Origin of the sequence: Microcoleus sp. Pol12B3 (genome assembly GCF_036701355.1) — a bacterium.
Lineage (GTDB): Bacteria > Cyanobacteriota > Cyanobacteriia > Cyanobacteriales > Microcoleaceae > Microcoleus.
Map to the genome: position 1 here is coordinate 190,657 of NZ_JAUBQS010000001.1, position 13,417 is coordinate 204,073.

The following is a 13,417-nucleotide window of genomic DNA, read 5'->3' on the forward strand; positions in this document are numbered from 1 at the left end:
TTTAAAAAATCTTTTTGAAACCGATCGCCCGCAGGTTTATTCTTTGAGCGCACGCGGGCGAGCTACCGGGATTTCAATCCTGAAATCCGCTCCCTCTCCTGGTTTGGAGATACAGTTCAAGCTTCCTCCGTGTTTTTCCACCACAATCTGGTAGCTGATAGACAAGCCAAGTCCCGTACCCTTGCCCACAGGTTTAGTGGTAAAGAAAGGGTCAAACAAGTGGCATTTAGCTTTTTCGGCCAATCCGGGCCCGCTGTCTTGAATCCGAATCACCACAACTTGACCGCTTGACTTTCCTGAATCATCAGCCTCCGAGCCTGGGCCCACCACCGCCGTCGAGATTTTAATCGTCTTGGGTGGAGGCTGATTTTCCAAAGAGTCGATCGCATTCGCCAAAATATTCATAAATACTTGGTTTAGCTGCCCGGGATAGCACTCTACCTTCGGCAAGTTGCCGTAGTCTTTAATTACCTCAATTCCCGGTATGATCCCATTTGACTTCAAGCGGCTCTGCAAAATCAGCAGCGTGCTGTCAATCCCTTCGTGAATGTCCACCCGCTTCATCTCGGCTTCGTCGTGCCGTGCAAAGTTCCGCAGAGACAGGACAATTTGGCGGATGCGTTCAGTTCCCATCTCTATTGAAGACAGAATTTTCAGCAAATCCGGCGCTATGAAATCAACATCGATTTCTTCGTTTTTGTCGAGTATTTCGGGGCAAGGCTCGGGGTAGTGCTTTTGATACAAGTGCAGCAAATCCAGCAGATTTTTCATGTACTGCTTGCAATAAGTCAAGTTGCCGTAAATAAAATTAACCGGATTGTTAATTTCGTGGGCGACGCCGGCGACCATTTGACCAAGAGAGGACATTTTTTCGTTTTGGATGAGCTGAGCTTCTTTCTGCTGCAACTGCTGCAAAGTTTCCGTGAGTTGGCGGGCTTGAGTTTGGGCTGCTAAGGCTGCCGCGCGGGTTTGGGCGTAGAGTTCGGCTTGGTCGATCGCGATCGCCAGTTGATCCACCACCGCTTGCAGCAATTCCACTTCGCTCGTCGCCCAGGAACGGTGGCTGCTGTAATGGTTGCAAACTACAGCACCCATTTGACCGGAGCGAGTCTTGAGCGGCAGCAGCAGGTTAGAAACAATCCCCATACGGGTCAAAAAATCTCGCGTGGGCGGTTCTATGCACAGTGCTGTTGCCGCGTCCCCGATCCGGAGGGTTTGGCGGTGGCAAATTTTCTCGGCCAGCAGGGTTACTTGTTCGATCGGGTATTCTGTGAGCCGCTCCTTCAGTTCGGGATTTGCCGCCTCGTGGGTGATTGCAAAGCTTGGCTGCCCGTCTCGCGAGATGGAGTACCACAAAAAGTAGCACTGGTCAACCTGCAACAAGCTGCGAATTTCGTTGACAGCCGTATCTAAAATTTTGTCGAGGTCGAGGGAATTTCGCATCTGGCTGGCGAGGCCGAACAGCAAGCCTTCCCGGCGGCTCAACAATTCTTCTCGGGCCGTGATGCGATCGATCGCCACGGCGATGGCGTTAGCCATGCAGCTCAGAACTTCTAGCGCTCCCTCACTTACCAAAGCGCTACTGCACAGAGCCATCACTCCCACCAGTCGCTCCTCCACTATCAGCGGATAGGCAATGGCGCAGAGAGACGGGTTCGACATTAGGCATACAGGAGCCGTTTGGAGTTTTCCCGGTTCTGCTCGCACCCAATCTTCTATTTCCCGTTGCCACCCTTCGGTGCTGAGTCCTGAATCGGCCTGCAATTCTAACTGCTCTGTCTGCGGGTTGAACGTCCAGATACTCGCCTCTTTGGCGTCGAGGTAATCTACCATTGCCTCGGTGCAGCGGTTGAGGATGGGCGATATTTTCCCACCTTGTCCGAGGGCGGCACCGACTTTAGCTTGCAGAGCTCCCAAGCGCAATCGCTCTTCTAGCGACGCGGCCGTTAGTTGACCGGAGGTGTCCCGCGGGCCGGCATCAATTTCTCCGATTTGTTTGGTATCGTCTGCACGCCCGATGCTCGCTGAAGTTTCCCACAAATATTGAGATTTGCCTGTTTCATCGAGCGTCGGGAGCTTTTTTGTTGCGTATATTCTCATGCTGCTCTGTGGCGTATGTACCGCACACAAGCTGGAGGGGTTCGAGTCACGACGAACTAACTCCGAGACTTGCTGGCTGTCCGAGCTAATATCTTCTACCTCTGGCAACTGTTTTTGAGCTTTGACTAATTGCCAGCGCAACTCCACCAAACTCGCAACTTGCCGGCTCAAAGCTTGTAGAGATTCTATCGTTTCTTTTGTCAAGTCTCGCGGCACCGAGTCCATGACGGATAGCACTCCCAGCACCTGGCCATCAGAGCTGACAACTGGGATGCCGGCGTAAAATTTCACGAAGGGGTAGAAAACGATCAGCGGGTGTTCGCCAAATCTCACATCTGTGGAAGCGTCTCGGACAATGGCGGCGGGCAGTTCTTTAAAGGAATTTATAGGGAGTTCAACCGCCAATTCGGGAGCAACTGGCGGTTGTTGCAGGGAAATTGCCCGGTCAAATTCCGAGTTTGAGTTTGATCTCTGGGCGAACTCTTCGGGAGTTTGGTTCAGGGCGCGATCGCAAAAATTCAGGTAACGGTGGGCCAAAGTTCGATCGATACCTAACTGCGACTTCAACCAGTGGCGATTACCGTCAATCAAGCTCAAGAAAGCAATAGGAGTTCGGCTGATTTGAGCTGCCAAACCTACCAAATTGTCTAAGCAAGCGTCTGGAGCAGAGCCTAGAAGTTGATACAAGTCAATGTTATGGAGCTTGAACACTTTTTTACCAAGAGGCAAGGGTGCTTTCATCATATGTAACTGCCCGTCTAGTTGCTGGCAACCGCCCTTCTCAATACTTCCCTTGAAAAACAAGCTATGAATTCTGTGCTGGGAGACTCTGGGCGCAAATTCGGCGCAGGTTGCTTGCGCCGAATTCAGACTAACCTCTTGACTGATCGGGAAACTTTTGAGTTATCGGAGTTAGAGCACCCCAAATCTTAGACTATATAAATTATACTTCCAGTTGACTATGCTTTTGAATACCTCCGGCTCTCTAAATTTAAGAGCCTCTGTTGGGAGGAAGCCGCTTTCCAAAATATATGACTATTGCTTACCTATAATTTTTTTATCAGTTTAATTGTATTTTAACAGACTTGTCTAATCGTGGGTAGCTGGCTTGCTGGTAGATTTAAATCAGGGGTTTGTGCAACAATACCAGTGTCCTTTACCGAGCTGTGCCTTAGCCGGGAGTTCAACTACTGTTAGGAGATGAATTACAAAAGATTGGTAAGATGTTAAACTTTGTAACAATAGTTGTTCAAACTCGACCTTTAGGGTTTCTGGGCCCGGATGCACATTTGGCAACTGTTGTAATTGCCGATCGACCACTCTCCCAATTCCTTTTTTCGAGTTTGAGGTAAAAAAACAGGGGTAATGTTTCAACTAACGCTCCAACGGGGTTGACAATTATTGTATAGAGGCAACCCTCAAAAAATAAATGCAGGAAGTATGTTTTGTATTTTCAAGAACTATAAATAAACAGGGAGAAGAATATGTCTGCAAGTAGCAGTCAAGTACCAACTATTTTGGCAGTTGATGATAGTGTCGTGATGCAAGGACTTGTTAAACAGGCCTTAAGTAAAGAGTTTCGAGTTCTCGTAACCGACAATGCAGTGGATGCTTTGTCAACTATTTATCACGAACAAATTTCTGTTTTGTTGCTGGATGTTTCGATGCCGGGTATTGACGGATTGGAACTCTGCCGCACGGTGCGGAGCTTGCCTCAGTTTCAGAATTTGCCGATCGTAATGCTGACAGCGCGAGATGGAGCTTTTGATAAGGTACAGGGGCGTTTGGCGGGAGCAACAGAGTATTTAACTAAGCCGTTTGATGCTGATAAGTTGCGCGAGGTAATTGGTAAGTTTATCAAAATCAAATAAGCGGACTTAGAAAAAAATTAGTTTTGAGTAATTAATGAAGTAATTTGAGTAATTAATGAACTAAAAAGTTGCCAGGGTACTCTCTGAACCTCGACTTCTTTAACAAGTCTGGCGGCGGGGTATTCTGCACAATTTGCGAGGTAAGTCCTAAATTTTTAATTTAGCCAGGAGTAGGGGGGCGATCGCACTGACAGGTAGAATATATTGGGCGGCACCGAGGGCGATCGCCTCCTTGGGCATTCCGAAGACAATGCAGGTAGCTTCGTCTTGGGCGATTGTCAACCCCCCTTGTCTGGCAATCGCCAACATTCCGTCAGCACCATCTCTACCCATTCCTGTCAGCAAAACCCCCGCTGCTCCCCGACTATAAAAATTAGCTACTGACTTAAATGTCACGGTTACAGAAGGGCAGTGTCCCGCGACATGACCAGCTTCTGAATAAACAAATCGCCCTTGAGAGTCCAATTCTAAATGACGTTTTTCTGGCGGGAAATAAACAGTTCCTGCTTGTGGTAATTCCCCAAAAGTAGCTATCTTAACAGGCAGTTTCGATTCACAACCCAGCCAATCAACTAATCCTTGCAAAAAACCTTCACTGATGTGCTGGACACAAATTATAGGCACTGGAAAACTAGCTGGAAGTTTAGAAATAATTGTATATAGTGCTTGCGGTCCCCCTGTAGAAGCCCCTATAGCCAATACTTTAATAGTGGAAGATTTAACATTTTCATTGGAAAACTTGTAACTAGAAACTGGTGCTTCATTGATTTTTACAATTGGATTGTTATCTGGTGTTAGCATCTTTTTTTGATGCCGTGTAAACACCTTAACTCCTGAGAGTATTTTAACCTTAGCTATTAATTGATTGGCTAGAATAGCGTAATCTGATACCAGCCCGCCCATCGGTTTAGGAAAAACATCCAATGCACCAGCTTTTAACACTTGAAATACATTCTGAGTATCATTCGCTTGCACTGAAGCACTAATTACTAAAATTGGTAGCGGATATTTCTTCATTACTTCTTCCGTAAATTCTAACCCGTTCATTGGTGCCATGTTCAAATCGGTACAGATTACTTGGGGCTGAAGTTTGGGGATTAATTCTAGTCCTTCTAGTCCGTTGCAAGCGGTTCCTACAACTTGGATGTCTGGCGAGGACTCAAAAATTCGTTTGAGGACGATCGTAACTACTGGAGAATCTTCAACTAACAATAGTTTAATGGGCGATAACATCTGTTTGCTGGAAAATGGGGTATGGGAAATGGGGAATGAGAAATTAGGCACTTGTAATGCCCTACGACTTACTTCCCCTGGGCTTAGTGAGCGGGCAAGCCGCGCAGAGCGAGTGGCTAAGCTCAGTACAACTACCTCAGTAACCGCGTAGTCAAAGTATTGGGTATTAAGTAAGCATCGATGCACTGGTAATTGTGCACTGGGTATTGGGCCTTGCTAATTGGTAGTAAATAACAAATGCCTAATAACCAAGGACTAATGACTCATGACTAAACTAACCTTTTTAGTGTATCTACCAACACATCTTGATTGAAAGTACCTTTAGGAATATAAGCATTTGCCCCCGCATCAGCTCCTCTTTTTCTATCTTCATCCGAGGCTAAAGATGTAACTAAAATTATCGGCAACTCACTGTATTCTTTTTGCTCCCTAATTTTTATAGTCAGAGCCAAACCGTCTAAATTTGGCATTTGTATGTCAGAAATCACAGCATCAAAGTTGCGAGTTTTTAATTTATGGAAAGCATCCAATCCGTCTACCGCAGTCACAACTTCGTAACCCGCACCTTCCAGGATGCGCTTTTCTTGAGTGCGCGTAGCGATCGAATCTTCTGCTAATAGTATAACTTGTTTTCTGCTGGCAGTCTCAAGTTGCGATCGCGCACCAGGAACCATACGGGAAGAAACTTGCTGGCGTACAGATTTTATCAAATCGTGGGGATTGAGTACCATACAAACTTCCCCAGTCCCCAGAATTGTAGCACCCGAAACATTTCGCACCCGTTTCAGCAATTGACTTTGAGGTTTCATCACCACATCTTGTTCGTCTATCAAAGCATCTACAAATAATCCCAATCTTTCCTCCCCAACTTTCAAAACAATACAAGGCATTTTTGAAGAAGTTGAATTTAGGAAGTAGTTTTGATTTTTTCTCAGATCTTCGCTCCCGCTTTCCTGCCTCAAATACCGATTTTTTTGCCATCCTTGTCTATTGTTTAATTCTAGTAAATCTGTTAGATGAGCAACTGAAAGAGGCTGACCGTTTGAAAGTATAGTTTCCTTACCTTCTATAGCAAATATCTCAGACTGAGACACCTGTTGAGCCGTGTCTACAAACTCGACTGGTAGAGCATAAGGAATGTCTTCAACTATGACAATTAATACATTTGCTGTAGCTAAAGACGTGCTGATTTGCAGTCTAAAAGTGCATCCTCCACCCGGTAAAGATTCTACTTGAATACTACCTTTTAGGGCTTCAACATTAGTGCGAACTACATCTAAACCTACCCCGCGCCCCGATACTTCTGTAACAAATTTCTTAGTCGAAAAACCCGGAGTAAAAATCAAAGACTGTATTTGATTTTCTGTCATTTCTGCCAGTTTTTCAACTGTACAAATATTACGTTTTACAGCCGTTTGTTGAATGCTCTCTAGATTTAGTCCCCGGCCATCATCAGCAACTTCAATAATAATATTGCTAGCAATATTATAGCCTTTAATTCGGAGAGTAGCCACGGGAGGTTTACCTAGTTTTTTCCGCTCCTCAACAGTCTCAATACCGTGGTCTATCGAATTTCTAATCATGTGCATTAAAGGATCTTTCATTTCCTCTAAAATGCGTTTATCGGCTGTAGTTTCGCCTCCTTCAATCACCAACGCAACTTCTTTACCTTCCCGTTTCGCTAAGTCTCGAACAGTTCGAGGAAATAAATTAAAAATAGTAGACAAAGGCAGCAATCTCAAAGTGCGAATTCCTGATTCTAATGCCTCAGCGATTAATTCTAGTCTGGCAGTATCTTCATAAACTCTATTTTTCAAGTGGTTAACTAAAGTTCCGAGACTTTCTAAACGTTCTTCTGTACGTTGATAGTAATCCTGCAATTGGCTAAATTTACCGTTGGCTTTAATACCGTTTTCATTTATTTGCATCCGATCGACAGTCAACCTCGTTACAAAATATTCTCGGCTCCACTCTTCCCACAAAGTTGTAATTTGTTCTATCTCTGCAACTCGGTGTCCTAGCCGAGTTTTTGTGACAGTAAGTTCCCCCGCTTGAGTCATTAAATCGTCTAAATTTTGAGTAGCAACGCGAATGGTTTCAATGCGGTAAGATGAGGTTGAGGAGGCAGTAACTGTCGACTGCGAAGCCGACGCAGTGGCTGGTTCAGAAGGTGCAGGCAGGTTTAGAGTTTCCACTAGAAATTCAGGCTTGGATTGTAATTGTAAAAAAGAGGAATTTTTCTCTAAGTTAAGAACTTGAGAAGTTTCAACATTTGTTTCTAGTTCTTGGGTAGCAGGCTCAGTAAATTGCGGTTTTACCAACGGTTCTTCTGGTACTTGTGAAGATGAGGCATCTACTATTGAGGCTGCTGGCTGTGGCTCAGTAGAAGCACCCATCATGCTAGCGAGGATGTAAAAAGTATTAACGCCGGAATCTTCCCCGGTAACGGCTTCGTTAACGAGTTTCCGCATGGCTTCTAAACCTTGCGAAAGTCGATCGCTAATATCCGAATTCAGTTGAGTTTCTCCCCGCTTGAGGTCTCCCAAAATATGCTCCATTTGATGAGCTAAAGATGCTACATCTTTTACGCCTAGCATCCCAGCATCACCTTTAAGAGAATGGGTTTCTCGCAACAATTGTTCTAACTTACCTAAGTCGCTCGGATGTTGTTCTAAGTACAGCAATCCGTCGTCTAGTTTCTGTAAGTGTTCTTGACTCGCGACTTTAAATACATCTCGAAGTTCTTGATCTTCAATCATCATATATGTTTTTGAGTAATAGGTAATAGAACAAGGTTCATGGGTAATTCTTAATGATAATTATGTTGAATAATCAGTCAATTGCTAATGACTAATGACTAATTACTACACTACTTCTTTAAGATTAAATGCAGCTTCTGTGAGTTGTTGAGTACCGATTTTAACTTGAGTAATACCGCTGACTGTTTGAGACGCGGCTTCCTTCATAGAACTCATAGCCTCACCTACTTGCTGAATCGCGATCGCCTGCTGTTTAACGTTAAAGGAAATTTGCTGGTTGCTAGCAAACACCATATTGCAAGCTTCCCTCACACCCGTAAAAGCTTCTGCCGTATCTTGTGCTGTTTTCACCCCTTCTGCAACCGTTTTGCGACTATCTTCAGTTGCTTTTACCGTTGAGTCGATCGCACCCTTAATTTCTGGAATAATACCATTAATCTTTTGTGCTGCTTCTTGACTTTCATCTGCTAACTTACGAATTTCGCTTGCTACCACCCCAAAACCTTTACCGTACTCGCCGGCTCTGACTGCTTCAACAGCGGCGTTGAGAGCCAGCATATTAGTTTGGCTGGCTAAATCGCTAACCAAACTTGCGAGAGTCGATATATTGCCAATCTGACTCGTGCTGTCGTCGAGTCGATGATTTTGCTTAGAAATTGCCACCACAGCTTCTCTAAGATTCAGCATTTGATTGAGAGTTTGATCTACCTTTTTAGTACCTTCTTCTGCTAGATTTAAAGCTTGGCGAGCGGCAACGGCAACAGACTCAGCTTGCTCGGCTGTTTCCTGAGAATATCTGCCCAAATTTTCTAAAGTTATAGTTGTTTGATTAACCGAGAAAAATTGTCTATTTGCTATTTGCTCTTGCCCGTTCATATTAGATTCTATTTGCATTGAAAATGACGATATTTCGTAAATCAGATCCCGAATTAGAGCAACTATTTTTTGCAAAAAAAACCATCCAAAGCCCAGCACCATAGCCAGAGAAATAATAGCAATAATAGCTGCGATTTTTTGAAGAGAATCAATAGAAGAAAATAGAATTTTTTTGGGTGAACTATCCACAATTACTAAAAATTTATTTTTATATTGTTTGCTGGGAAAAACTGTATTATAACTAATCACTAGATCCCTATTATCAATATTTCCCTCACCACCTGAGAGTATTTTAGCAACAATGCCTGCTGAATAATCGTTTTTAACATTTTCCTTGGTTTTAAGTTCTAATCCCCATGCTTTTTTAGGATTGGGATGAGCCAGATAATATCCATCTTGATTTAAGATAAAAGATTGATCTGAGAATTCATGATTAAAATTTTTAACCCTATCGATCAGAGTGCTACCCAGAGCATTGCTAATCAAAACACCTTGTCTTTCTCCTTTGGGATTAAAAATTGGAGTTGCGTAGCGAATTGTTGGCTTGTAAGGAATTTCTATTTTCCCCCTTTCCTGATTCAGCTCTAAAGAAGACACATAGACTTCTCCTAATTTTAGCTTCATAGTTGCCATAAAGTAATCTCTGTCTGCTTTATTTTGTAGTTGAGACTCTGGAATAACTTGGATATTTGTGCCGTCAGAATCTACGCGCACGATCTCGTTGCCACTGTTATCTATGTAACGCAATTGCATATAATATGGCTTGGCTTCCATCATAGCTAAAAAGGTGAGTTGCATTCGATAAAGCCAATCTTTATAAGTTGAATTAGTTTGTTTGTCTACTCCATTTCCTTCTTTAGATCTAATCATTCCCTGAACAGGGGGAGTTTTGGGGAGAAACAAAATATCTGCTCTCATATTCTCAAATTTGTTAATCATTTGATTTGCGGTAGAATTAACACTGTCACTAAGGGTTATTAATGCTAAATTTTGCAGTGCTTCTGTTGAAGAATAAATTCCATACCAACCAACAATAGATACTGGAATTAAGGTACTTAAAATTAGGAGTAGCAACAGTCGGTGCTGCATTTTTTGGAAAAATTTGTTAATCATTGGTTACTATAAATTGGTTACTGGTAATTTGTACGCTCGCATAGTCTAAGTATAGGAAATTGGAAATTTGTACGATCGCGTAGCCGAAGTATTGGGAATTGGGAATGGGTAGTAAAGAAAAAATAACAACTCCCTAATAATAACTCACAACTCACAACTAACTACAATGCTGATTTAAGATCAAATTTTTATTTGACCAGGAACAAATTATTACTCCGTTAATGTCGCTGGAATTGTAGCGAGGTCGATCGCCAAAGCGATTGGTTTAATTCTTAAGGATATATTTGGCACTTTTTGGGAACTACTCATACTTCATCGATCTCCTACAAAACTGCCTTCAAATCTAAGGCTGCTTCATTCAATTTTTGAGTTCCGACTTTAGTTTGACTGATACCGCAAGCGGTTTGGGCTGCGGCTTGATTGAGAGAGTTCATAGCTTGCACTACCTGTTCGATCGCGATCGATTGCTGTTTGGCATTCAGCGAAATTTGCTGAGAGCTCAAAACCACATTGTTAATGGCATTGGCAACTCCTGCAAATGCCGCTGCGGTTTCTGAGGCAATGTTCACGCCAGATTCCACTGTTTTAGTTCCTTCGTCTGTCACCATTACCGTTGAGTTGATCGCCTTTTGAATATCAGCAACTAATAGATTAATTTGAGCTCCTGACTTTTTACTGCGATCGGCAAGTTTGCGAATTTCTGACGCCACCACGCCAAAACCCTTGCCGTTTTCTCCCGCCCGCACCGCTTCAACAGCAGCATTGAGGGCTAACATATTAGTTTGATTGGCCAAATCGCTAACTACAGTTGAGATATTACCAATGTGATCTGTTTGTTCGCTCAACTCTATAATTTGTCCTTGGATATCCTGAACTTTAGTTTTCAGAGTTGCCATTGCTTCTAAAGTTTGTTCTACAGCTTTTGTGCCACCTCCAGCTAAATTCAAAGCTTGCATTGCTTGAACCACGGCTGTTTCTATCTGCTGTGATGTCGCCCTGGAAGATGCTCCCAATTCGTCCATTGTAGTAGTAGTTTGATTTACGGAAGCTGCTTGCTGACTTGCCATGCGTTCTTGTTCTTCTACGGTGGCTGCAATTTCAGTGGAAGAAGAGGCGATCGAGCTAATTGCCCGATCGATAGTTTGGGCAATTCCTGACGAAATCAGCCAAGCTATAACCGCACCTAACACCAATAAAAATACAGAACCAAATACCAATGCCGAGATCAAGAAAACTAAAGATTGCTTCGTTTTTTCTGTAGCTTGCTTAATCGCATTTACTTCTATTTCGCGAAATTGCTTATTTATAGCCACAAATTCCTCCACAAATTTTGTCTGTTCTCCTGTATTAAATATAGCCAATGCTTCGGCTTTCTTATTTTGTTGTAATAAAACAACTATTTGGTTGGAACCATTATAATATTCGTTGCAAAGTTGTAGCATATTCTCTAAACGAACTCTCTGCTCAGGATTTTCGATCCTCAACTCCGCACTCTTGCCCGACTGGCGGGCTAATTCTGCACCTGTTTTAAAATCACTTAAAAACTGCGGATTTTTATTAATTAAATACCCACGCATCCCCCGTACCATTTGTTCAGCACCTGCGGACATATCATTTGTGTATCTGATCACATTTTCTATCCTTTCCACTTCTTTAAAATTATTCAATACCTGATTAGTAGTTGTATAAACTAGCAGAGGAAAACCCAAGTATATAGTTGCTGGTGCTACATAGGCGAGCAGCATTCTATTTTTAATATTTAATTTTATTAACTTAGAAAACATATTTTTCTCCTTAATTTAAGTACGTGAATACACCAATTAGATTGCTTAGTCAAATCTCGCTTTAAAAGCGGATTTGGTATAACTTAATACGCTTGGGTTAAAACTATTTCTTCCTCAGAGACCCCCCTCGCATACCACCCATCGTTGCGAGGACGTTGAGTAAGTTCTTGTCCCTCCCTTGAGAAGACAGGGCTGTTTCATTCTCAAGGAAATCATCGTTTTGTAGGGGTAGCGCCCCCGTGCCTACCTCCTCCACGGACCAGGGAATCGGTGTTTCAAATATCGGGGCAACCACGGGGGTGTGCCCGTAGGTCGAATGAAACCGCCCTGCTTTCTCAAGGGGGGATCGAGCTTAACTCAACCGTATTGTGGTATAACTAACTTCTTTAGTCCTGGACGCATTTCAACATAATTCTCTCATGCTAAGTCCTGCTGGTTACCAGCCTCGATCTCTGCGTTGAATCTGGATTGCGAAGAAAATGAACTATCAAGCCAGATGCTTCAGTTGACTCATAAGATATATGCTTTGCGTAAGCCCTGTTCTTGATTCAAACCTCTTCATCAACAACTACTCCTCCTTTTGTCAGCAGTTTTTGCAAATTTAGAATAGCCATCATTTTTTCCCCATAAATAGCTGTCCCCCGTAGATATTCGCGGTTAGCAGAATGCAGTGCTGCCGGAACAGCCGCAATTTCCGACACATTTAAGTATATAATATCTAATATTTCTTCAACAACTATACCAGCGACTAAATCCGCCACTTCAACAATGATCGCCTTAGAGAGATAATTTGCAGTATCCAACATATTTAAAGACATATTTAAAACACTGCGAATATCAATTAGCGTCACAATTTCTCCCCGTAAATTTATATTCCCCACTATGCGGTCGGGAGTGCAAGGAACCGGAGTTACTTGGCTAATATCCGTAAATTCGCGCACTAGCTCCAAAGGAATACCAAAGTATTCGCTCTTCAAAACAAACACCGCCAGGGACATATTAATGGCAGCATCATTTTCCCCCCCGCCTCGCCGTCTCAAATGATTAGCGCGCGATTGAAAAATTGCTTTTTCTTCCGGGGTAGCCTGCGGGCAAAAAACGTCACGAGTGCTCAAACTTTTAGGATTTTTGCCTAACAATTTTGCATTTATTTGCCAGTGTGAATTTTCCGTCTTTGCCTCACCTGCTGCTGACTCACTACCTGCATTGCTTGGAAAAACAGGCCAGATCTCCTGGGAATTTTTGGGAGAATATCGAATTAAGCGATCGAGATTCAGCAGCATGATAATATCGGCTTCCCAGCGGGCAAATCCAGATACAAAATGATGAGTAGCTTCTGAATTGTCTCGCCCGTAAGATAGCTGCGGAGTGATGGCATCTTCTGAGAGTTCCTTAACTTCGCGAACTTGATTGACAATTATACCGACTTTGGATTCTTGCCACTCGATGACGATCGTACTATCTGTCACAGCATAATCCTGCCAAGCGTATCCAAAACGGAGATTCAGATCCATCACGGGGAGAATTTCGCCCCGAAGGTCGATCGCCCCAACAATATCTTGAGGTGCTTCTGCAATTGCTGTCAACTCCGGCAGAAAGAAAATTTCCCGAACGTAGCAAGCTTCTATACCGCAGAGAAAACCGTTCTGTTCAAAGATAAGATACGGTTTAGTTTCCATAT

Annotated in this window: 7 protein-coding genes; 1 reads left to right on the plus strand and 6 read right to left on the minus strand. The window is 43.3% G+C overall.

The features are described from left to right. Positions 1-36: 36 nt before the first annotated feature. A complete protein-coding gene (locus tag QUA53_RS00895; RefSeq protein ID WP_333094381.1) occupies positions 37-2,844 on the minus strand; it encodes a GAF domain-containing protein in 2,808 nt (935 codons plus the stop codon). A 740-nt stretch (positions 2,845-3,584) separates the two neighbouring features. Here QUA53_RS00895 and QUA53_RS00900 point away from each other — a divergent pair. Further along, a complete protein-coding gene (locus tag QUA53_RS00900) occupies positions 3,585-3,971 on the plus strand; it encodes a response regulator (RefSeq protein WP_015175702.1) in 387 nt (128 codons plus the stop codon). Between the two features lie 147 nt (positions 3,972-4,118). Here the strand turns inward: QUA53_RS00900 and cheB are convergent, their stop codons facing one another. The 5 genes from cheB to QUA53_RS00925 all read right to left on the minus strand — a co-directional run bounded on the left by cheB (position 4,119) and on the right by QUA53_RS00925 (position 13,415). Then, positions 4,119-5,204, minus strand: coding sequence for a chemotaxis-specific protein-glutamate methyltransferase CheB (gene cheB, locus QUA53_RS00905; protein ID WP_333094382.1), 1,086 nt, complete (start codon positions 5,202-5,204; stop codon positions 4,119-4,121). A gap of 269 nt (positions 5,205-5,473) precedes the next feature. Next, positions 5,474-7,963: a hybrid sensor histidine kinase/response regulator gene (locus tag QUA53_RS00910; protein WP_333094418.1), complete on the minus strand. Its 2,490-nt coding sequence runs from the start codon at positions 7,961-7,963 to the stop codon at positions 5,474-5,476. Positions 7,964-8,068: 105 nt separating this feature from the next. Further along, positions 8,069-9,778, minus strand: coding sequence for a methyl-accepting chemotaxis protein (locus QUA53_RS00915; RefSeq protein ID WP_445305226.1), 1,710 nt, complete (start codon positions 9,776-9,778; stop codon positions 8,069-8,071). A gap of 497 nt (positions 9,779-10,275) precedes the next feature. Further along, positions 10,276-11,736 (minus strand): methyl-accepting chemotaxis protein, encoded by a 1,461-nt coding sequence (locus QUA53_RS00920; RefSeq protein WP_333094384.1) that lies wholly within the window; start codon positions 11,734-11,736, stop codon positions 10,276-10,278. 548 nt (positions 11,737-12,284) lie between these two features. After that, entirely contained in the window at positions 12,285-13,415 is a 1,131-nt protein-coding gene (locus QUA53_RS00925; protein ID WP_333094385.1) for a chemotaxis protein CheW, read from the minus strand. Positions 13,416-13,417: the final 2 nt, after the last annotated feature.

Bases quoted from the DNA above. Each gene is read 5' to 3' on its own strand.
- QUA53_RS00895 (WP_333094381.1), bottom strand. From the start codon at position 2,844: ATGATGAAAGCACCCTTGCCTCTTGGTAAAAAAGTGTTCAAGCTCCAT.
- QUA53_RS00900 (WP_015175702.1), top strand. From the start codon at position 3,585: ATGTCTGCAAGTAGCAGTCAAGTACCAACTATTTTGGCAGTTGATGAT.
- cheB (WP_333094382.1), bottom strand. From the start codon at position 5,204: ATGTTATCGCCCATTAAACTATTGTTAGTTGAAGATTCTCCAGTAGTT.
- QUA53_RS00910 (WP_333094418.1), bottom strand. From the start codon at position 7,963: ATGATTGAAGATCAAGAACTTCGAGATGTATTTAAAGTCGCGAGTCAA.
- QUA53_RS00915 (WP_445305226.1), bottom strand. From the start codon at position 9,778: ATGATTAACAAATTTGAGAATATGAGAGCAGATATTTTGTTTCTCCCC.
- QUA53_RS00920 (WP_333094384.1), bottom strand. From the start codon at position 11,736: ATGTTTTCTAAGTTAATAAAATTAAATATTAAAAATAGAATGCTGCTC.
- QUA53_RS00925 (WP_333094385.1), bottom strand. From the start codon at position 13,415: ATGGAAACTAAACCGTATCTTATCTTTGAACAGAACGGTTTTCTCTGC.